At 76.0% G+C, this 20,040-nt stretch carries 16 protein-coding genes, 1 tRNA gene and 1 pseudogene; 10 read left to right on the top strand and 8 right to left on the bottom strand.

The window, feature by feature from the left end; all coding sequences use genetic code 11:
• Nucleotides 1-116 precede the first annotated feature (116 nt).
• From GJV82_RS12685 to GJV82_RS12675, 3 genes are all read left to right on the top strand, one after another.
• Nucleotides 117-512: a RidA family protein gene (locus GJV82_RS12685; protein WP_155099483.1), complete on the top strand. Its 396-nt coding sequence runs from the start codon at nt 117-119 to the stop codon at nt 510-512.
• Nucleotides 513-795: 283 nt separating this feature from the next.
• Entirely contained in the window at nt 796-1,485 is a 690-nt protein-coding gene (locus GJV82_RS20130; protein ID WP_318657601.1) for a phosphatase PAP2 family protein, read from the top strand.
• A complete protein-coding gene (locus GJV82_RS12675) occupies nt 1,485-2,192 on the top strand; it encodes a phosphatase PAP2 family protein (protein WP_155099482.1) in 708 nt (235 codons plus the stop codon). Before GJV82_RS20130 ends, GJV82_RS12675 begins: the two co-directional genes overlap by 1 nt.
• A 192-nt stretch (nt 2,193-2,384) precedes the next feature.
• On the opposite strand, the gene GJV82_RS12670 is transcribed toward GJV82_RS12675, so the two are convergent.
• Entirely contained in the window at nt 2,385-4,136 is a 1,752-nt protein-coding gene (locus tag GJV82_RS12670) for a glycosyl hydrolase family 18 protein (protein ID WP_155099481.1), read from the bottom strand.
• A 139-nt stretch (nt 4,137-4,275) separates the two neighbouring features.
• Between GJV82_RS12670 and GJV82_RS12665 the strand changes: the two genes are divergently transcribed.
• A complete protein-coding gene (locus GJV82_RS12665) occupies nt 4,276-5,682 on the top strand; it encodes a DNA polymerase IV (RefSeq protein ID WP_318657600.1) in 1,407 nt (468 codons plus the stop codon).
• Here GJV82_RS12665 and GJV82_RS12660 read toward each other — a convergent pair.
• Nucleotides 5,577-6,863 carry a YbfB/YjiJ family MFS transporter gene (locus GJV82_RS12660; protein ID WP_196217241.1) on the bottom strand — a complete coding sequence of 429 codons (1,287 nt, stop codon included), beginning with the start codon at nt 6,861-6,863 and terminating at the stop codon, nt 5,577-5,579. The two genes, GJV82_RS12665 and GJV82_RS12660, sit on opposite strands and share 106 nt — an antisense overlap.
• A 72-nt stretch (nt 6,864-6,935) precedes the next feature.
• Here GJV82_RS12660 and GJV82_RS12655 point away from each other — a divergent pair, with 72 nt between their 5' ends.
• Complete coding sequence (locus GJV82_RS12655; protein WP_155099478.1) at nt 6,936-7,529, top strand: TetR/AcrR family transcriptional regulator; 594 nt, start codon at nt 6,936-6,938, stop codon at nt 7,527-7,529.
• Nucleotides 7,530-7,565: 36 nt separating this feature from the next.
• Here the strand turns inward: GJV82_RS12655 and GJV82_RS12650 are convergent, their stop codons facing one another.
• Entirely contained in the window at nt 7,566-8,231 is a 666-nt protein-coding gene (locus tag GJV82_RS12650; protein ID WP_155099477.1) for a Type 1 glutamine amidotransferase-like domain-containing protein, read from the bottom strand.
• Nucleotides 8,232-8,460: 229 nt separating this feature from the next.
• Between GJV82_RS12650 and GJV82_RS12645 the strand changes: the two genes are divergently transcribed.
• Entirely contained in the window at nt 8,461-8,865 is a 405-nt protein-coding gene (locus GJV82_RS12645; RefSeq protein WP_155099476.1) for a hypothetical protein, read from the top strand.
• A gap of 120 nt (nt 8,866-8,985) precedes the next feature.
• On the opposite strand, the gene GJV82_RS12640 is transcribed toward GJV82_RS12645, so the two are convergent.
• From GJV82_RS12640 to GJV82_RS12630, 3 genes are all read right to left on the bottom strand, one after another.
• Nucleotides 8,986-9,075: transfer RNA gene (locus GJV82_RS12640), tRNA-Ser, on the bottom strand.
• A 96-nt stretch (nt 9,076-9,171) separates the two neighbouring features.
• A complete protein-coding gene (locus GJV82_RS12635) occupies nt 9,172-10,173 on the bottom strand; it encodes an iron-siderophore ABC transporter substrate-binding protein (RefSeq protein ID WP_155099475.1) in 1,002 nt (333 codons plus the stop codon).
• Nucleotides 10,174-10,181: 8 nt separating this feature from the next.
• Entirely contained in the window at nt 10,182-11,021 is an 840-nt protein-coding gene (locus GJV82_RS12630) for a siderophore-interacting protein (protein ID WP_155099474.1), read from the bottom strand.
• Between the two features lie 397 nt (nt 11,022-11,418).
• Between GJV82_RS12630 and GJV82_RS12625 the strand changes: the two genes are divergently transcribed.
• Nucleotides 11,419-12,222 carry an NAD-dependent protein deacetylase gene (locus tag GJV82_RS12625; RefSeq protein ID WP_115943798.1) on the top strand — a complete coding sequence of 268 codons (804 nt, stop codon included), beginning with the start codon at nt 11,419-11,421 and terminating at the stop codon, nt 12,220-12,222.
• Between the two features lie 146 nt (nt 12,223-12,368).
• Here the strand turns inward: GJV82_RS12625 and GJV82_RS12620 are convergent, their stop codons facing one another.
• The gene (locus GJV82_RS12620; protein WP_155099505.1) at nt 12,369-12,800 is read right to left on the bottom strand and encodes a nucleoside deaminase; all 432 of its coding nucleotides are present in this window, start codon (nt 12,798-12,800) and stop codon (nt 12,369-12,371) included.
• A gap of 487 nt (nt 12,801-13,287) precedes the next feature.
• Between GJV82_RS12620 and upp the strand changes: the two genes are divergently transcribed.
• The 3 genes from upp (at nt 13,288) to GJV82_RS12605 (ending at nt 15,836) form a co-directional block, all read left to right on the top strand.
• Entirely contained in the window at nt 13,288-13,923 is a 636-nt protein-coding gene (upp, locus tag GJV82_RS12615) for a uracil phosphoribosyltransferase (protein ID WP_024841493.1), read from the top strand.
• Nucleotides 13,924-14,251: 328 nt separating this feature from the next.
• Nucleotides 14,252-14,971, top strand: a complete 720-nt coding sequence (locus GJV82_RS20780; RefSeq protein WP_024841494.1) for a winged helix-turn-helix domain-containing protein — start codon at nt 14,252-14,254, stop codon at nt 14,969-14,971.
• Between the two features lie 142 nt (nt 14,972-15,113).
• Nucleotides 15,114-15,836, top strand: a complete 723-nt coding sequence (locus tag GJV82_RS12605) for an NAD(P)-binding oxidoreductase (RefSeq protein WP_155099473.1) — start codon at nt 15,114-15,116, stop codon at nt 15,834-15,836.
• A gap of 15 nt (nt 15,837-15,851) precedes the next feature.
• Here the strand turns inward: GJV82_RS12605 and GJV82_RS12600 are convergent.
• Nucleotides 15,852-20,040, bottom strand: a pseudogene (locus tag GJV82_RS12600) (hypothetical protein); the annotation flags it as partial.

Raw genomic sequence — 20,040 nt, 5'->3', positions numbered from 1 at the left:
CGCCGCTCCGGCTTGTCGAGCGCGCGGCCGTCGCCCCGGCGAGCGGTGCGCGCGGGCGTGTCGGAGGTGCGGCGTAGCGTCGACCGCCCGAGGACCGGACCGCAGGAGGGACCACGATGACCACGCCGACCGTCACGCACCTCAACCCGCCCGGGCTGCACCGCAACCCCGCGTTCTCGCAGGGCACGATCGTCGAGACGGGGCGCACCCTGTACGTGGGCGGCCAGAACGGCACCGACGCCGACGGCGCGATCGTCGAGGGCGGCATCGCGGCCCAGACGGCGCAGGCCCTGCGCAACGTGCTCGCCGTCCTCGCCGAGGCGGGCGCCGGCCCGCAGGACGTCGCGCGCCTCGCCGTCTACCTCGACCCCGAGGCCGACCTCATGGAGGGGTTCGCGGCCGTCGGGGAGGTGTGGGGTCCCCACCCCGCCGCCGTGACCGTGCTGCGTGTCGGCCTCGGACGGCCGGGCGCGCTCGTCGAGATCGAGGCGGTCGCCGCCCTCCCCGGCTGACGTCCGACGGGTGGGCGCCCGCTCGCGTCGACGAGGCGTCGTGGTGGAGGGACGACGTGCCGTTCCGTGCGGGCGCGCGTGACGTCGTGATGGCGCTGCGAGCGCGGGCGTGCGAGCGCGGGCACGCGTCCTGGCGTGCGGGCACGGGGCGGATGTCGTCCTGCGTGCGGGCGCGGGGGGATGTCGTCCTGGCGTGCGGGCTCGGGGCGGGTTCGTCCTGACGGGCGCGGGGCGGGTGTCGTCCTGGCGCGCGTGCGCACGGGGGCGCCGCTACTGTCCGGGGGTGCTCGCCGACCGGACCTCGCGCCGCGCGCTCGGACGGGCCGCGTCGTACGGGGTCGCGGCCAGCGTGCCGGTGCTCGCGCTCGGGTGGCTCGTGCGCGCGGAGTCGGGCGCCGTCGCCGAGGCCGACCGTGCGACCGTCGCCGCGGCGACCCGGTTCACGGCCGCGCGCCCGGCGCTGCGTCGCGCGCTGCTCGTCGGGCAGGAGGCGCTCGCCGCGCGGTGGATGAACCTCGCCGCCACGGGTGTGTGCGCGTGGGCCTGGCACCGCCGGGGCCTTGGGGCGCGCGCCGCCTGGGCGGCCGGCACGGTCTGGGGCGCGTGGGCGCTCGGCCTCGCGGCGAAGGGGCTCGTGGGCCGCGCCCGGCCCGTCGTCGAGGACGTCGTGACCACGGTGCCGGGCACGAGCTTCCCGTCCGGTCACGCGATGAACGCGGCCGCCGTCGGGGTGAGCCTCACGGTGCTCGTGCGGCCGCTGCTGCGCCGTCGCGGTCGTGCCGCGGTCGCGACGGCGGCCGTGGTGCTCGCGCTCGTCACCGCCGCCGACCGCGTGCTGCTCGGCGTGCACCACCCGTCCGACGTCGTCGGCGGGCTCCTCCTCGGCGGCGTCGTCGCCGGGGCGTCCGCCGTCGGCTTCCACGGGTGGGCGTCCGCCGCCCCGTCCGGGTCCGCTCCGAGGATCGAGGTCTGATGCGTCCCTTCGTGCACCGCTACGAGCTCGACACGTCCCGACCCACCGCGAAGGAGGTGCTGCGCGACGTCGGCCTCCGCGCGTTCGTGCCCGGCGCGGTGCTGTGGGTGCTCATCGTGGCCACGGGGTTCCTCGTGCGGGGGCCGCTCGGCGACCTGCCGGGCGAGGTCGCGGTGAACCGCTGGTTCGAGGAGCGCCGCACGCCGACCTGGGACGCGGTGACCGACGTGCTGTCCCTCATCGGGACCACCGAGTTCATCATCGGCGGCACGCTGCTCACCGTGCTGCTCGTGTGGTGGCGGACGCGGCAGTGGTGGTTCGCCGTCGTGCCCGCGCTCGCCGTCGCGCTGCAGGCGCTGATCTTCCTCACGTCGTCGATCGTCGTGGGGCGCGAGCGGCCCGACGTCTCACGGCTCGACGAGGCCCCGCCCACGTCGAGCTTCCCGTCGGGCCACACCGGCGCGTCGGCCGCGTTCTACCTGACGCTCATGCTGCTCGCGCAGCGCATCACGCACCCGGTGCTGCGGGTCGTCGTGACGATCCTGTGCTGCCTCGTGCCCCTCGGCGTCGGGGTGTCCCGGCTGTACCGGGGGGCGCACGGCACGGCCGACGTCGTCGCGGGCCTCGTGAACGGCGTCGTCTGCTGCGTGCTCGCGTGGAACTACCTGCAGCGCGACGTGCGCGCCGTGACCCGCGAGCACCGCTGAGCCTCCCGGCGCTCCCGCACCTGACGCGCCTGCCGCGCCTGCCGCGCCCGCCGCGGGCTCTCGCGCCACCGCGCCGACCGCGCCGACCGCCCCAGCCGCGCCGACGCGAACGGCGGGCCCGGTCTCGAGGACCGGGCCCGCCGTCGTCGTGCGGGGTGGTCCGGGCGGCGTACCGCCCGGCCGACCGTCAGGTCACGCGCACAGACCCACCGGGTCCCACGAGCCCCACGTCACGGACCCGGGCAGCTCGCCCTGCGTCCACCACTGGGCGCGGTAGTTCACGCCCGCGCGGGAGGCGGTCTGACCGCCGGTGTACACGGCCTCGCGCGACCACGCCGGGGCGCAGTCCGCGACCTCGACCGCGGGCGCCGTGCCGCACGGGCCGATCTTCTTCCAGGCGTTGCTCGCGCCCGGCTCCTGGTTGCGCGTCCACCACCGGGCCGCGTACTCCGCACCCTCGTGCGACACGACGTCGCCGCCCGTGTAGACGCCCGTGCCGTACCACGGCGCCGCGCACTCGTCCGCGACGCCCGGTCCCGGGGTCGCCGCGCGCAGCGTCGAGCCCAGGGCGTCGCCCAGCTCGTTGCGGTAGTCACCGGAGAGGTCCCACCACATCGCGCCGCCGTAGCCCTGCGTCGCGACGAACTCGGCCTTGGCCGTCACCGACGCCGGGTCGTCGTAGCTCCACCACTCGTCGCCGTCGTAGAGCCAGCTCGCGCCGATCTCCGGGTCGAAGAACGCCTCGCCGTCGAACGAGCGCAGCTCCGCGTACGTCTTGGTGCCCACGTAGCCCGCGGCGGGCTGCCAGCCCTGCGAGCCGTCCTCGACGCCGTACCAGCCGTGGCCGTAGGCGGCGAGGCCCGCGTTGACCTGCGACGGGTCGGCGCCCGCGTTGACGTACATGGCGAGCGCGCCGTCGAGCCCGAGCCCCCAGTTCTGCGTGCCGTCGGGGTGCAGGTTGCCCTGGTGCCCCGTCTGGTTCGGCACCCAGCCGCCGTGGAAGTCGTAGCCCTGCACGTTGAGGAAGTCGACGACGGCGAACAGGCGCGGGTCGAGCCAGCCGCCCTCGCCCGCGTTCCAGCCGCCCGCCGGGGCGAACGCCGTGAGGAGGTACTCCTGCCCGTTCGCCGCGCCGCGCGCGTCGAGCTCGGCGCGGAACTCCTCCATGAGGAGCAGGAAGTTCTCCTTGTCCTCGGGGCGGGCGTTGGCCGTCTCGCCGCCCGTGACCGGCCACTCCCAGTCGATGTCGATGCCGTCGAAGATCCCGGCCGCGGCGCCCGGGCCGCCCTTGCCGTCGACGACGGGCAGGTCGCCGTCGATGTAGAGGTCGAGGCAGGAGTCGACGAGCGCGGTGCGGCCCTCGGGGGTCGACGCCGCCTCCGAGAAGTTGTCGGACCAGGTCCAGCCGCCGAGCGAGATGAGGATCTTCGTCTCGGGGCTGACGGCCTTGAGCTTCTTCAGCTGGTTGAAGTTCCCGGCGAGCACCTGGCCGGGCTCGTCGGCCTTGCCGTCCACGGAGTCCGCGGCGGGGACCTCGGCGACGAAGTCGTTGAGCGGGTCGCCCTCGCCCGGGACGTCGGCGATGTCGCACACGAGGTCGGTCGTGACGTTGCCGAACGCGTAGTTGATGTGGGTGAGGTCCTCGATCGCCCCGGTGCGCACGAGGTCGGCCACGTGGAAGTCGCGGGTCTGGCGCGAGTCGGCCATGACGTAGCCGACGCTGCGGAACCCGTTGATGTCCGACGGCCCGGCGACGGACGCCGTCGGCTTCGCCGCGGGCTGCGGTGCCGCCGCGGCGGGCACGGCGAAGGTGGACGCCGCGAGGGCGAGCGCCCCGACGACGGCGGTGGTCGCGACCGCGCGCGAGCGGGCGGTCGGTGCGTGCGGGGAGGGGGTGGACGAGCGGCCCGAGGAGGCCACGCTGGGTGTCGATCGATCGGTCATGAAGGCCTCGTTGCTCTTCGGCCCGGGCTGGGGATCCCGGGATTTGTTCGGTCTCCTGCAACTTACCTGGCGGCGGCGTGTTTACGCCAGGGTCCGAACGAAAGTCCCCCGTGTCGGTCCGGGCGGGCAGAGTAGGGCGGTGAGCATCGACCGCGCGCCGCACGCCCCGGTGCTGCGCGCGCGCCCGACGATCGTCCACCTCGACGCGGACGCGTTCTTCGCGGCCGTCGAGCAGCACCAGCGCCCGTCGCTGCGCGGGCGTCCCGTGCTCGTCGGCGGGGTGGGTCCGCGCAGCGTCGTCGCGACGGCGTCGTACGAGGCGCGGCAGTACGGCGCGCGCTCCGCGATGCCCATGGAGCAGGCGCGGCGGCTGTGCCCGCCGTCGACGGTCGTCGTCGTGCCACGGTTCGCCGCGTACTCCGCCTACTCGGCACGGATCATGGCGGCGCTGCGCGAGGTCACCGAGCTCGTCGAGCCGGTGAGCATCGACGAGGCGTTCGCGGACGTCGCGGGCGCGGTCGGGCCCGAGACCGACCTTCGCGCGCTCGCGCACCGGATCCGGGAGCGAGCGCGCGAGCTGAGCGGGCTGCCGGTGTCCCTCGGGCTCGGCCGGTCGAAGCTCGTCGCGAAGCTCGCGTCCGAGGCCGCGAAGCCCGGCGGGGTGCGCGTGGTCGGCGCCGACGACGAGGACGCGTTCCTGCTCGACCTGCCCGTGCGGGCGCTGTGGGGCGTCGGACCCGTGTCCGCCGCGCGCCTCGACGAGCTCGGGGTCCGCACGGTCGCGGACCTGCGCCGGCAGCCGCTCGACACGCTGCTCCTCGTCGCGGGCGAGGCGGGCGGCACGAACCTGTACCGGATCGCGCGCGGGTGGGACGACCGGCCGGTCACCACCGTGCGCGAGCGGAAGTCCGCGGGCGCCGAGCACACCTTCGACACCGACCTGCACGGCCGGGCGGCGATCGCCGCCGCCCTCGACCCCGTGGTCGACGCCGCGCTCGCCCGCCTCGAGCGGCACGCCGTCGCTGCGCGCACCGTCGTCGTCAAGGTGCGGCTCGCGTCGTTCACGACGCTCACGCGTTCCGTGACCCTGCCCCGCCCGACCGCCGACGAGGGCGCGCTGCGCGACGCCGCGCACCGCGCGCTGCGCCTCGCCGACGTCACCGAGCCCGTCCGGCTCCTCGGGGTCGCGTTCCACGCGCTGTCCGAGCACGCGCAGCTCATGCTGCCGCTCGGCGACGAGGCCGCAGAGGCCCCCGCGGAGCCCGCCGACGCCGTGCCGTTGCCCGCGCCGTCGCCCTCGGGACCCGTCCGGGCGACGGCCGCGAACGTCGCGCCCGGGCTCGACGTCGCCACAGCCGCCGACGGGCGCGGGTGGGTCGTGCGCGTCGGCGACGACGGCCGCGTCGCCGTGCGCTTCGAGACGGCGCGGACCGGCCCGGGCTACCAGCGCTGGGTCGATCCCGACGCCGAGGACCTCACGCTCGTCGAGCCGCTCGGCCCCGACGGCGAGCCGATACGCCCTGTGCCACCGGACGACGACGCGTAGCCGCCCTCCCCGGTGCCGCCCGCCGTCGTGGTGCTCGGACCGCCCAGGCCGGGGGCCGCCGTCGGGACGATCCCGGCCGCGGCGACGAGGGCCGCCGCCCCCACCCAGAAGGCCGCCTGCGGGCCGACGACGTCGCTCAGCCCGCCCGTGACGAGCGCCCCGGCGGCCTGCCCGGCCGTGAGCGCGACGAAGAGGGCGGCGGTCGCGCGGCCGGCCGCGTGCGGGCGCAGGGCGGCGCCCCACGCGATGAGCACGCCGCTCATCGCGGTGTACGCGCCGCCGAAGACGGCGCCCCCGACTGCCACGACGAGCACGCTGCCGGGAGCGAGCGTCAGGGCCGCGGTGCCGGCGGCCGTCGCCAGCACCGTGACGACCCAGGCGCGGCGCAGGCCGAGCACGCGCACGGCGTCGCCGCTCAGCGCGCCGAGCACCGCGGCCACGCCGAGCAGGCACCACAGCGCGGCGGAGGTGCGCCCGGGCAGACCGCCCGTGACCGTCACGAGGTCGCGGCCGAACGTCCACACGGCGGCGCTGCCGACGCCCGCGACCGCGGCGGCGACGCCGGCACGCACGAACGGTCCGCGAGGGCGTGCGCCGGCCTGCCGCCCGGGAGGGCCGGCGTCGTCCGTCGGCGGCGAGCCCTCGGGGCCCGACGGCCAGCGTGCGCTCCGGTCGACGACGGCGGCCGTGACGAGCGCACCCGCCGCGGCGCCGAACCACACGGGCCGCCAGGCGTCGGGCGCGGCGAGGGTCGCGGCGCCGACCAGGGCGACCCCGACGCCCGTCCCGGCGTTGACCACGGCCTGCGCCCGGCCGGCGCGCCGCGCGTCGACCGTGGACGCGACGGCGGCGACGAGCGCGGGCGAGGCGGCGCCCGCGGCACTGCCGGCGACGAGCACGCCCGCCGCGAGGCTCCACGCCGACCAGGACGCGCCGACCAGGAGCGCGCCCGACGCCGCGAGAGCCGCCGCGACCCGGACGACGGCCCGCGGCGCCCGTCGTGCCATGGCCCGCTGCGCCCACAGCGCGGCCGCGCAGTACGCGGCGAAGCTCCCCGCCGCGATCGCGCCCGCGAGCGCCGAGGACAGACCGAGCTCGCTCGTCAGCGCGGGCAGCTGGAGCCCGTAGCCGTAGCGCACGACGCCGTAGGTCACCGCGATCAGGCCCGTCCCCGCGGCCACGAGACGGCCCGGCGACGTCGCACGGCAAAGGTGTAACGATCGTTTCATCATAATGATCGTTACAGTAGTCCCATGCCTCGGGCCCACGCACGCGGGACGGCGCGCGACCGTCTGCTCGACGCCGCGGAGGAACTGTTCGTCGAGCGCGGGATCGCCGCGACCGGCGTCGACGCCGTGCTCGGCCGCGCGGAGGTCTCCCCCGCGACGCTCTACGCGCACTTCCCCGGCAAGGACCACCTCGTCGCGGGCTACCTCGAGCGCCGCCACGAGCGGTGGCGCGCCACGTGGGACGCCGCCCTCGAACGCTGCGGCGACGACCCCGACGCCCGCGTCCTCGCGATCTTCGACGCCCTCGACGACTTCCCCACTGCGACGAGCACGCGCGGGTGCGCGTTCCTCGCCGCCGCGGTCGAGGTCACCGAGCCCGAGCACCCCGCGTACCGCTGGCTCGCCGCCGACACCCACCTGCTCGTCGAGCGGCTGCGCAGCCTCGCCGCCGAGAGCGGCGCCGCCGAACCCGACGCCCTCGCCGCCGAGATCCTCGGCCTGTACGACGCCGCGCTCGCCTCGCGGACGCGGCGCACCGTCGCGGGTGACGGCGGACCCGCCGCGCTCCCCTGCCGCGCGCTCGCCGCGGCCGCAGTCGCGCGCCACCGCGCCGGATAGTCGCCCAAGGCCCGCGCGAACGGGCCGCCGGCGGGGTCACGCCAGCCGGCGCCAGCTCCCCTCCGAGACGACCTCGACGCCGCCGTCGACCACGAGGGCCGTCTCGTCGTCGATCGCGTAGGCGGGCCCGCCCAGGGACGCCGCCCACCGCTCCGCCGCCGCCGAGGTGTTGTCCGGGAGGTCGGGGTGGTCGAGGTGCGGGAACAACGAGAAGTCGACGAGCCCGAGGGGCGACACCGCCTCGCCGTCGGGCGGCGCCCACCCGACGAACTCCCGCCCGATCCGCGGCGTCAACGCCATGCTCCCGCCGCTCATCCCGACATAGACCGTCCCGGTGAGCGTCGGGACGAGGTCGGCCAGACCCGAGCGGCGCATCCAGTACGCGAGGTAGAGGGCGTCACCCCCCGCGGCCAGCAGCACGTCGGTCTCCTGGACGAGCGGCACCCAGCGCCCCGCGGGGATGCTCGGCAGCGCCGTCAGCTCCAGCACCCCGACCGATTCCCACCCCAGACCGGCCATGTGGTCCGACTCCCCGGTGATGAAGTCCCGGGCGTTCTTCCCCGGGCCCACCCACGGGTGGCCGTACAGCGCCGTGGGGATGCACAGCGCCGAGCACTCACCGATCGGCCGACCCAGCAGCCCGACGAGCGCCGTCTCGATGGTCGGGTTGGTGACTCCCCCTGACGTGAGCAACAGCTTCATCCCACCCTCCGGGTCTTGGCGGTATGCGCGGCAGACCGGGACGAGGTCCGGAAGTCATCGCCTGCACCGCCGCACGGCCTGCGAATCGTGCGGCGACCGGCCGTCGTCTGGTCCGGGTAGGTCCTCGTCGCTCGCTACAGTGCGGTCACCGGCGGCGGTCGCCGGTCGGACAGCCGACGAGGAGAGTGCCGTGCGACCGGTGTCAGACCAACACCCCCGACTGGCCCGGATGGACGCGTGGACCTGGAAGCTCCGACTGTGGGCCCCTCCGCTGATGGGTCCGCCGTTCCTCGTGTCCGCTGTGCTCGTCCCGTTCCCGCCGGGAATGACCGCCTTTCTATTAGCGGCTTTCACCCCTGGCACGGTCGTCCTGATGTGGGAGCAAGCGCGGACCCGCCGATGGCATCCCCTGGCGGACGAGAAGACGCCCCGACGGATAGCAGCCGGCGCCGTCGCGGTGGTGGCTGCAGTCGTGGCGGCCTACTACGCCATGCGGATGTGGGACGGCGTGGGCTGCGTGCTGGGAGCGATCGCCTGGTACGGCGCGATGTGGGCCACCGCACGGCACATCGCGGCGCAGCTGCACGCTGTGCAGGAACGACGGGCAGCGGCACAGTCGACGACCGTGGAGTGACGAACAACGGAGTGCGGGCGCGCCCGGGCCGGGGCGCCTTCGCAACCGAGAGGGCGACGGCTGCCTTTGCATGACGAAGGGCCCCACAGCCGCGAATTCTCGCGGGTGGGGCCCTTCGGGTGGCGGTAGCGGTGGGATTTGAACCCACGGTGGACTTTCACCCACACACGCTTTCGAGGCGTGCTCCTTAGGCCGCTCGGACACGCTACCTCGCCGGGATACCCGGCCCAGGAAGGATACCTGGTCACACCCCCGGACACCGAATCGGCCGGTCAGACCGGCCGATCGGCCGTCGGAAGCCCACCGTCACGACCCGCTGAGCGCGTCCGCGAACAGCGGCACGACGTTGTCGATCGCGTAGATCACGGCGGTGGGCGTGCCGAGCGAGAACGCGTTGGAGAGGTCGGCGTCGTCGAGCACGACGTAGCGGCCGTCGGCGACGGACGGGACGGTCCGGAAGATGGGTTGCGCCTCGACGTCTGCGGCGGTGAACCCGATGGGCTGGATGACGGTGAGGTCGGCGTCGAGCAGGTCGACGTTCTCGGTGCCGAGGGTGACGGAGAACGCGTCGCCGGCCGCCTCGTCGATCTCGGGCTTGGTCTCGAACCCGAGGGCCTGCATGAACTCGCCGCGGCTGGACGACGACACGTACGCGCCGAAGCCTTCGGCCCAGTACGACCCGATGACGGCGGTCCTGCCCGCGAAGTCGGGGTGCTCGTCGCGCGCGGCGGCGAACGCGTCGTCGACCTCGGCGAGCAGCTGCTCGCCCTCCTCGCTGCGCCCGAGCGCGGCGGCGATCATCGTCACCTGGTCCTCCATGGGCGTGAGGTAGGCCTCGCCGCCCTCGGGGATCGCGACGGTGGGCGCGATCTCGGTGAGCCGCTCGTACCGCTCGGGGTCGCCGGACGACTTCACGTCGAGGATGACGTCGGGGTCGAGCACGGCGATCTGCTCGTACGAGGGTTCGAGCGTGCCGATGATCTCGGGCGACTCGTCGTAGGCGTCGTCGAGCCAGGGGCCGACGCCGTCGCCGCCGAACGCGAGCCAGTCGCTCGCCCCGACGGGCTGGACGCCGAGCGCGAGGGCGGTCTCGGCGTCGCCCCACCCGAGGGCGACGACGCGCGTCGGCTGCTCGTCGATCTCGACGTCGCCGAACGCGGTGGCGACGGTCACGGGAAACGCCCCGTCGCCGCTCGTGCCGCCCGTCGGCGCGTCGTCCTCGCCGCCGGACGAGCACGCGGCGAGCGCGACGACGGCGAGCGCGGACGCGGCCGCGAGCGCCCGGCGGGACGTGGTGGTGCGGTGCATGGGACTCCTCAGTCCTCGAAGATCTTGCCGACGGGCTCGCGCTTCTCCGCCTGGAAGCGGTCTTCTGCGCGGCCGTAGGCCCAGTAGCCGGAGAGCGACAGGTCGGCGCGGGGGACGCCGCGCTCGGCGAACACGCGGCGCAGGGCCTTCATGGCCTCGCGCTCGCCGTGGGCGAAGACGTGCACGCGGCCGTCGCGCCACGAGAGGTCGGCGACGGCGTCGGGCAGGAGGGTCGTCGTCCCGGCGGGTGCGTCGCCGCGCAGCACCCAGGTGACCTGGACGCCGTCGGGCGCTTCGAGCGGGAGGCGGTCCGCCTCGGTGCCGACCTCGATCACGGCGTGCCCGACGGCGTCGCGCGGCATGGCCTCGAGCGCGGCGGCGATCGCGGGCAGGGCCGAGTCGTCGCCGGCGAGCAGGTGCCAGTCGGCGGCGGGATCGGGCGCGTACCCGCCGCCGGGGCCGGAGAGGACGAGGCGGTCGCCGGGCGTCGCGCGCGCGGCCCACGGCCCGGCCAGTCCCTCGTCGCCGTGCACGACGAAGTCGATCGCGAGCCGCTGCGCCGCCACGTCGACCCACCGCACGGTGTACGTGCGGGTGACGGGCACGTCGTCGGGGGCGAGGGTCTCGCGCAGGGCCGCGACGTCGTAGGGCGGTTCGAGGCCGAGCTCGGGCTTGGCGAAGTAGATCTTGACGTACTTGTCGGTGTGCTCGTTCGTGGTGAACGCGGCGAAGCCGTCGCCTCCTGCCACGACCCGCACGAGGTGCGGGGAGAGCCACGTCGTCTCGACGACCTCGAGGACCGTCTGCGGGCGGGCGCGCCGCGGTGCGGGCGCGGTGGTGGTCGGCATGAGAACCTCTCGTCGATGACTTAGGCGAGCCTAACAGCGCCTGGCAACGCCCGGCCGTGACCCCGATCACCCGCGCCCACCCGACCCACCAACCCGCCGACCCCGCCGAGCATGTGGTTGTGGCCCGTCCGGTCGCCGGGACGGGAGATAGCCGCATGTTCGCGGCGGGCGCAGGTGACCCTGACGTGACCCCGCGTGACGCCGCGCGCCGCGTCGTACCGTGGGAGACGTGCCCAGCGAGTCCCTCCCCCCGACCTCCTCCCCCGCCCACGTCGCGACGTCGTCGGCCGACCTGCCGTCGGCCGTCCCCACCCTGACCTCGCGGCTCGCGTGGCGCCCGAGCCAGCCGCCGACGGGCGCGGAGCCGGCGCCCCGCACGGGAACGGTCGACGACGCGGTGGAGCTGCTCCGCGGCCTGCGGGTCACGGCGCTCACGGGCGCGGGCGTCTCGACGGACTCGGGCATCCCGGACTACCGCGGCCCGGACTCTCCGCCGCGCAACCCGATGACGTACCAGCAGTTCGTGCAGGACGAGGCATTCCGCCGCCACTACTGGGCGCGCAACCACGTCGGCTGGCAGCACGTGCACCGCACGCACCCGAACGCAGGTCACCGCGCGCTCGCACGCCTGGAGGACGCGGGCGTGCTCGTGGGGCTCATCACGCAGAACGTGGACCTGCTGCACGAGGACGCGGGCAGCCGGAACGTCATCGACCTGCACGGCCGCTACGACCGCGTCATCTGCCTGCAGTGCGGGCGCGTCATCTCGCGCGAGCACCTCGCGGAGCGGCTCACCGCGCTCAACCCGGGCTTCGTCGAGAGCATCGGCGACGTCGAGGACGTCGAGATCGCGCCGGACGCGGACGCCGTGATCGAGCAGACGTCGCACTTCCGGCCCGCGCCGTGCGAGTTCTGCGGCGGGGTGCTCAAGCCCGAGATCGTGTACTTCGGCGAGAACGTGCCGCGCGAGCGGGTCGAGCGCGCGTACGCGATGGTCGACGACGGCGACGCGCTGCTCGTCGCGGGGTCGTCGCTCACGGTCATGAGCGGCCTGCGGTTCGTGCGGCACGCGGCGAAGCAGGAGAAGCCGGTCGTCATCGTCAACCGCGGCTGGACGCGCGGCGACCCGCTCGCCACGCTCAAGGTCGAGGCCGGCACCACCGAGACCCTCACCGCTCTCGCCGAGGCGCTCGCGCGCTGAGCGGGCCACCGACGAGCGGTGGGGTGGAAGGACGGCGCCGGGTCGTGGCGGGCCTGGCGGGAGGCGCCGAGGAACGAGGCGCCGGATGGAAGACCCGGCGTCGTCGTCCCTCCCCACCGCGCAGGCCACCTCGGTCGCGTGACCGCTCAGCGTTGCGCGGCGAAGAAGTCGCGCAGGAGATGGCCGCACTCGTCCTCGCGGACGCCGCCGACGACCTCGACCGCGTGGTTGGCGCGCTGGTCGCGCACGAGGTCCCACACCGACCCGGTCGCACCGGCCTTCGGGTCCCACGCGCCGAGGACGAGCCGTTGCACGCGCGCGAGCACGAGCGCCCCCGCGCACATGACGCACGGTTCGAGGGTGACGACGAGCGTGCAGCCCTCCAGCCGCCACTCCCCGACCGTCGCGGCCGCCTGACGCAGCGCGAGGACCTCGGCGTGCGCGGTCGGGTCGCCGGTCTCCTCGCGCCGGTTGCGCCCGACGCCCAGCAGCCGCCCGTCCGGCCCGACGACGAGCGCCCCCACGGGCACGTCGTCGCTCGCGAGCGCGTGGGTCGCCTCGTGCAGCGCGAGCCCCATGAGGGCGTCCCACACGTGCCGGCGGCCCGCCACCGTGCCCGGCGGGAACGTCCCCTCCGCCCAGGGCAGGTCGAGCCCGCGCGGCCCGGGAGCGTCCGGCGTCGGGGCGTCACGGGGCTCCGGCTCGTCGCCCGGGTCGGGAACACCGGAGTCGGATACGCCTGACNGGATACGCCTGACGCCGGCGCGTCCGAGGCCGGCGCGTCCGAGGCCGGCGCGTCCGAGGCCGGCGCATCCGGGGTCGGCGCGGTGCCCGACGTCGGCCCCGCACCCGGGTGCGCGGGGTCGCCGGGGTGGGCGGCGTCGTCGGGCACGGGACCTCCGGGGGCGAGGAGCGGGCGTACCGGCACGGGACCGGTCCGGCGCCGCGCGGGCGCGCGGCGGACGGCCCCACCAGGCTATAGAGCGCCGGGACGGCGACAACTCGCGGCCCGGCCACGGTTACCGGGCGGTACGGGAGGCCGTGCGGTCGGATACCGTTGTCGCCATGCGCCTGCACGTCGCCGACCACCCGCTCGTGGCCCACAAGCTCACCGTCCTGCGGAACAAGGAGACGGCGTCCGCCACGTTCCGGCTCCTCGTCGACGAGCTCGTGACGCTGCTCGCCTACGAGGCCACGCGCGACGTGCGCGTCGAGCCCCACGAGATCGAGACGCCCGTGACGACGACGATCGGCGTGCGCCTCGCGGAGCCGCGGCCGCTCGTCGTGCCGATCCTGCGTGCGGGTCTCGGCATGCTCGAGGGCATGACGCGCCTGCTGCCGACGGCGGAGGTCGGGTTCCTCGGGATGCAGCGCGACGAGGAGACGCTCGAGGCCGTCACGTACGCGAACCGGCTCCCCGACGACCTCACGGGCCGGCACGTGTTCCTGCTCGACCCGATGCTGGCGACGGGCGGCACGCTCGTCGCGGCGATCGACTACGTGTTCGCGCGCGGCGCGCGCGACGTCACGGCGGTGTGCCTGCTCGCGGCACCCGAGGGCATCCAGGTGCTGGAGAACGCCGTGGGCGACCGCGTCGACGTCCAGCTCGTGGTCGCGGCGGTGGACGAGCGCCTCAACGAGAAGGCGTACATCGTGCCCGGGCTCGGCGACGCCGGGGACCGCCTGTACGGCGTCGTCTGACCCGTCCCACCTGCGCCGACGCTCCGGACGCACCCGGCGCGGCCCCCGCGCCGCCGCACCTCGCCGACCGCAACGCGAGACCCGAAGCGTCCGCATGCTGAGAAGTTCCGTCGCACCTCTTGGCGCGCCACGTCGCGCGCTGCCATGCTCGCTCCCGTGAGCACCTCGACCCGTCCCGCCAGCGCGCCGTCCGGCGCGCTCCTGGGCGCGGTCATGTGCGTCTGTTGTCAGGCCTGAACCTTCTCCCGCACCTCGGTTCAGACCTCGACCCCTGCCGACCCGCCGGTCCTCCGGCGCTGCCGTCGGCCCGACGCACCCGGAGCCACCCATGACGCTCACCGCCACCCGCCCTGCCCGCCGCACCGCACCCGCCCGCGCCGCGGCACCCCGCGCTGCCGCACCGCAGCGCGGCGCCGCACCGCAGCGACCCGCCGCCCCGCAGCGCCCGGCGGCACCCCGTGCCGCGGTGCCCACCCGCACGACGGCGGAGCCCGCAGCGCCGCGCCGCACCCCCGGGTTCGTCCTCTACGTCGGCGTCGACGCGGCGGAGGTCGAGCAGCCCCAGGCGCAGCTCGTCGAGCTCGCCGAGGCGCTCGGCGAGCTCGCGCGCGACTGGCTGCCCAGCGCGGAGACCTACACCGCGCTCGCCCTCGCCGAGCCGACGACCGCGACCGCGTCGCCGGTCCAGGACATCGCCGCGTTCCGCGAGCGGCTCGCGACCCTCTCCCCCGTGCCGCGCGTCGTCATCGACCCCGCGGGTCGCACGGTCACGGTCGAGAACCGGACCGCGCACCTGACGTTCCGCGAGCTCGAGCTGCTGTCGTACCTCGCGCGCACGGCGCACCGCGTCGTGACGCGCGCCGAGCTGCTCGAGACGGTGTGGGCCGACCACGAGGTCGCCGCGGGCAGCCGCACCATCGACGTCCACGTGCGACGCCTGCGCGAGAAGCTCGGGCTGGAGCACGTCATCACCACGGTCCGCGGGCTCGGTTACCGGTTCGACCCGCAGACCCCCGTCGTCCTCGGCGGCACGGGGGACGCCGCCTGAGGACTCGCGCTGCCGGGCCGCGGTCACGTGGGGGTACGTGGGGGGACCCCGCGCCCGGCAGCGCACCCCCGACCCGCGCCTCCCTGCGGGCGCGGCCGCTGCTCGCCAGGCGCGCACGGGCGGGCGGCGATACGTTCGCCCCATGCGCACAGTCATCGCGGGAGGTCACGGCCAGGTCGGCCGTCGCCTGGCCCGGGCCCTGGTGGAGCGGGGCGACGACGTCGTCGCCTTCGTGCGGTCCGCCGCGCAGATCACCGACGTCACCGAGCTCGGCGCGCAGGTCGCGCTGATCGACCTCGAGAAGGACGACGCGGTCGCGGTGTCCTTCGAGCTCGAGGGGGCGGACGCCGTCGTGTTCGCCGCGGGCGCCGGACCGGGCAGCGGCGCGCCCCGCAAGGACAGTGTCGACCGCGCGGGCGCGGCCCTGCTCGCCGACGCCGCCGAGCGCGCGGGCGTCGGCCGCTACGTGCTCGTCTCGTCCCGCGGCGTCGAGGCGGCGCGCGCCGACGAGCGGCCCGAGGGCGTCGACGACGTCTTCTGGTCCTACCTGCGGGCGAAGGCCGCCGCGGAGGACGACCTGCGCGCGCGGGACGGGCTGCAGTGGACGATCGTGCGGCCCGGTCGGCTCACCGACGACCCCGGCGTCGGCCTCGTCGCCCTCGCCCCCGTGGGCGACGGCGACAAGCCGCGCGGCAAGCGGCGCAAGCCGGGTGCGGCGGTCGGCGAGCGGGAGGACGTGACGCGCGACGACGTCGCGCTCGTGCTCGCGGCGGTCCTCCACGAGCCGCGGTCGGCCGGTCTGGTGCTCGACCTCGTCGCGGGCGACCGCCCCGTCGACGAGGCGCTCGCCGACGTCCTGCCGTAGACCGGCCGGAGCCGCTCAGCCCTCGCCGCAGGCCACCCCGCGGTCCCAGAACACCCAGCCCAGCACGGGGTCGTCCGGGCGCACCAGCACGGTGCCGCTGCGCGCGGTGTAGTTCCAGCCGCGGTAGGAGACCTGGTCGCCGCGGTCGTACCAGGTGCTGCGCTCCCACTCGTCGAAGCACGCGGGCGCCGCGGAGAAGCTCTCGACCCTGAGCTGCTGCGACCACGAGCCGGCGTGCACGACGTACGTCGCGCCGGACCCCGGCGCCTCGCCGAGCGTCTCGGTGCGGCGCTCGCCGGCCGCGAGCGTCCACTCGCCCTTGGCGTGGCCCGTGACGCGGAACGTCACCGGGACGTTCGAGCCGGAGTTGTCGAGCAGCACCGACACGGCGCGGTACGAGTGCCCGCGCTGCGCGTCGTAGTACGGGTCGCCGAGCACGAGGCTCGCCGCGGGCTTCGTCACCGCGCAGTCGAGCGCGGCGTACCGCTCCGTCACGGTGTGCGTGTGCACGACCCCGAGCACCGTGCGCGAGAGCACGAGGTCGACCTTGCCGGTCTTGACCGCGAGCGCCCCCGCGGGGACGTCCGCGCTCGCGCTCGCGCCCGGCGCGAGGTCGCCGAGGTCGCGCTCGCCGAACGGGGTGCGCACGACGACGTGCGTGGCCCCGGACGCGTCGTTGCGCACGCCCACGCTGAGCACCACGCCGTCCGGCGCGCACTGCGCGGTGACGGTCGGGGTGACGGACCAGTCGGGCTGGTACGTCGCGCCCTGGTGCTTCGCGGTGAGGCCCGCGTCGGTGAAGGTCGTGCCGAGCACGGTGCGCGACTGGGCGAACGTGACGGCGCCGTGCTTGACGTCGAGCGCGCGCGTGTCGACCGTGAACGTCTCCGTCGCGCCCGGCGCGACGGGGCGCGCGGGGCCGGAGTCGCCGTGGGCGCCGGCCCTCATGACGACGTCGACCGTCTCGGGCGAGTCGTTGGTGACGGTGCCGACGAGTTTGACCGACCCGTCCTGCCATCGCGCCTCGACGGACGCGGTGCGAGCCCACTGCGGGGCGTACGCCACGGCGCCGTACGCGGCCTCGACGGTCCGCGACCCGGGCCCGGCGGGCGTCGCGCGCTCGACCGTGAACGTCGCCGTGCCGGCGGGGACGGTCAGCGCGCGGGCGTCCACGGAGAGCGTCACGTCGGCGCCGGGCGCGACCTCGACGGGCGCGGCGTCGCCGTGCGGGGTCGACATCCCGACGCGCAGCGTCGTCGCGGCGTACGGGTTGTGGAAGGTGCCGGTCACGACCGACGTCCCGACACCGGCGCCCGACGGCACGACCCACGCGGCCCTCGCGCTCGCCGTGCCCGCCACCCGGTCCCAGGCGAAGCAGTCGACGCCGGGGACGACGTGGCTCGCGAGCGGCGTGCCGTCGGCCCGGACCGCGAGCGTCAGCGGCTGAGCACCCACGCCGCCCGGCACGGCGACCGTCACGACGGCACCGCCCGCGACCGTCCGTGTCAGGTCGTCGCGGCCGTCGACGGAGAACACGACGGGCACGGTGGACCGGGCGTTGTCGTAGCGCAGCGTGACGGACGCCGAGGAGACCTCGGTCCGCGGGTCGAGCACGCACTGCCCGACGCTCGGCGCGCCGACCGTCGGGGCGTGCCGCACCGCGTCGTACGCGGCCGTGACGACGTGCGACCCGGCACCGCCGACCCGCGCGACCCGGAAGGTGACCTCGCCCGCGTCGACGTCGCGCGAGCCCGTCCCGACGGTGAGCGAGACTTCCTCGCCCGGCCCGACCTCGACGGGCTCGGTGGCCCCCCACGCGCCGGCGTCCATGACGACGGCGAGGCGCGTCGCCGTGTGGCCGTTGCGGAACGTGCCGGTCACGGCGACCGAGCGCTCGTCGGCGAGCCAGCCCGCCTCCGCGGTGGCGTCCACGTCCCACGTGAAGCAGTCGGCGCCCGGCACCGTCGGCGACGCGAGCGGCGCGCCGTCGGCGAGGACGGGGAACGTCGTGGCCTGCCCGCCCACGACGGCGGTGACGGACCGGGCCACGCCGCCCCGGACCTCGACCGGCTCGGTCACGCCCGGCACGGAGAACGTCACGGGGAGCGTCGACGCGGAGTTGTCGAGGCGCAGCGTCACCGGCGCGCTGGACGTGTCGGTGCGCGGGTCGAACGTGCACCGCCCGACGGTGGGTTCGGGGACGGCCGGGGCGATCCGGTGCTCGTCGAGCAGCACGGGCAGGAGCGACTGGTAGCCCTTGCCGTCGCCGTCGGCGTCCACGTGCCAGCGGTACTGGCGCAGCACCGCGTTCGCGCGCGTCGTCTCGCGCAGCCCGGTCGCGAGCACGAGGTCGCCCGTGCGGCCGTCGGCGAGGGGCGCGATCGCGGCGGAGTCCGCGACGCCGGACCACGTGCCGCCGGTCGGCGCGAGGAGGCGGACGTCGACGCCTGCGCCCGTGCCGTTCGTGACCGTCGCCGTGTACCGGACGGTCCCCCGGTCGTTGTCCGCGGCGACGCGCACGTCCGCGGCCGTGAGCCACGACGGCGGGGTCCAGCAGTCGAGCGCGTCGAACGCGCCCGCGTCGAGCCGGTGCTCGAAGCTCTGCGCGAACTCGCCGTCGCCGAACGTCGTCGTGAGCACGAGCGTCGCGCTGCCGGCCGGGAAGCGCACGCCGTCGTCGACCCGGACCGTCGCCCGGTCCCCGGCGGGGACCGTCGTCGTGGCGCTCGACCCGGCCGCCTCGAGCGTCACGTCGAGGTCGTCGTACGGGGTGGTGTTCGTGTAGCTCGCGACGAGCGACGCGACGTCCTGGCCGTCGCGCGCGGTGCACCGCGGGACGACGCCCAGCCGCTGCCCGTCGTCGCCGAGAAGGCCCGCCTCGGCGTCGGCCCAGGGCTCGTCGACGTCGACCGGGACGCCCGTGCTGCCCGGGTGCGCGCCGTCGGCGGTGCCGCGCAGGCTGACGGTCGCGTCCAGCGGCCCCTCGCTGTCCGCGAGCAGCGCGAGCGGGACCTCCACCGCCGCCTGGGGCGCGAGCGTGGTGCCCGGCGGCGACGCGCACGTCACGGTCCGGTCGTCCGCCGTGCAGGACCACGTGCCGGCCGTGTCGTCGAGGAGGCGCAGCCCCGCGGGGAGCACGGCGGTGACGCTCGGCTCGACCGCGGGCTGGTCGCCGCTGTTGCGGACGGTCACGCGCAGCACCCCGTCGCCGGGGTTGTCGAACGACGGGGCCGTCGTCGACACCCGGATCTCCGGGCCGTAGTGGCGCACGGGCGTCGGTGCGAACGTGCGCCGGACCGGCTCGACGCCCTTCGCGCGCAGGTCGGCGGCGAACGCGTACTCGCCGCCCGACTGCGCGACGACCTGCACCAGGAGGTCCTGCGACGCGCCGGGAGACAGGACGCCGACCGAGCACGTGACGAGGCTCGTGCCGTCCGGCTGCCCGGTCGCGCTGCCGCACGGGAGCGCGGCCGCGGCGAGCGGGCCCGCGACGGCGGTGCCGCGCGCGACGAGCGTCGAGCTCGGCGCCGAGACGCCCGCCGGCAGTGTCAGGTCGACGACGACCTCCTCCGCGGAACGTCCTCCCGTGTTCGCCGCCGTCATGAGCAGGTCGGCCGGCTCGCGCGCGGCGAGCGTGACCGGCGCGAGCGACAGGTCGAGCGCGGGGGGCGCCGGAGCGGGCGTGGGGTCGGGCGTCGGGTCGGGCGTCGGGGCGGTCGGGGTGTCCGTCGAGGTCCCCGACCCGGGGTCGGCCGGCACGTCCGTGCTGGTCCCGGGGTCGGTCGTCCCGCCGGTCGTCGGCGCCTCGGGCGTGGACCCGACAGGCGCGGGCTCGCCGGTCGCCGTCGTCCCCGTGTCCGTGGCGGGAGGCGCGCTCTCGTCGACCGGCTCCGTCGGGATGTTCGACGGCGACGTCGGGTCCGTGCCGGTGTCCGACGGCGTGGTCGAGGTCCCGCCGTCCGACGACGGATCAGGAGAGGTGGACCCGGTCGGGGAGGACTCCGCTGCGGGCGGCGGCTCGGGCGAGAACACGCCGAGCGCGCCCGCGACGCCCAGGCCCGCGACGGCGAGCACGCCGACCGTGACGGCCGCCGCGGCGAGCGGCGCCGAGGTGACGAGCGCGACGAGACCGCCCGCACCGGCGGCGGCGAGGGCCCCGCCGCTCGCGGCGGCACCTCCCGCGGCCGCCGCACCACCGACGGTC

Origin of the sequence: Cellulosimicrobium composti, assembly GCF_009711085.1 — a bacterium.
GTDB lineage: Bacteria > Actinomycetota > Actinomycetes > Actinomycetales > Cellulomonadaceae > Cellulosimicrobium > Cellulosimicrobium composti.
The sequence above is the reverse complement of the archived record's forward strand: the minus strand, read 5'-3'. Positions and strand labels throughout refer to the sequence as shown.

Bases quoted from the DNA above. Each gene is read 5' to 3' on its own strand.
- GJV82_RS12685 (WP_155099483.1), top strand. From the start codon at position 117: ATGACCACGCCGACCGTCACGCACCTCAACCCGCCCGGGCTGCACCGC.
- GJV82_RS12675 (WP_155099482.1), top strand. From the start codon at position 1,485: ATGCGTCCCTTCGTGCACCGCTACGAGCTCGACACGTCCCGACCCACC.
- GJV82_RS12670 (WP_155099481.1), bottom strand. From the start codon at position 4,136: ATGACCGATCGATCGACACCCAGCGTGGCCTCCTCGGGCCGCTCGTCC.
- GJV82_RS12655 (WP_155099478.1), top strand. From the start codon at position 6,936: ATGCCTCGGGCCCACGCACGCGGGACGGCGCGCGACCGTCTGCTCGAC.
- GJV82_RS12650 (WP_155099477.1), bottom strand. From the start codon at position 8,231: ATGAAGCTGTTGCTCACGTCAGGGGGAGTCACCAACCCGACCATCGAG.
- GJV82_RS12645 (WP_155099476.1), top strand. From the start codon at position 8,461: ATGGACGCGTGGACCTGGAAGCTCCGACTGTGGGCCCCTCCGCTGATG.
- GJV82_RS12635 (WP_155099475.1), bottom strand. From the start codon at position 10,173: ATGCACCGCACCACCACGTCCCGCCGGGCGCTCGCGGCCGCGTCCGCG.
- GJV82_RS12630 (WP_155099474.1), bottom strand. From the start codon at position 11,021: ATGCCGACCACCACCGCGCCCGCACCGCGGCGCGCCCGCCCGCAGACG.
- GJV82_RS12620 (WP_155099505.1), bottom strand. From the start codon at position 12,800: ATGGGGCTCGCGCTGCACGAGGCGACCCACGCGCTCGCGAGCGACGAC.
- upp (WP_024841493.1), top strand. From the start codon at position 13,288: ATGCGCCTGCACGTCGCCGACCACCCGCTCGTGGCCCACAAGCTCACC.
- GJV82_RS20780 (WP_024841494.1), top strand. From the start codon at position 14,252: ATGACGCTCACCGCCACCCGCCCTGCCCGCCGCACCGCACCCGCCCGC.
- GJV82_RS12605 (WP_155099473.1), top strand. From the start codon at position 15,114: ATGCGCACAGTCATCGCGGGAGGTCACGGCCAGGTCGGCCGTCGCCTG.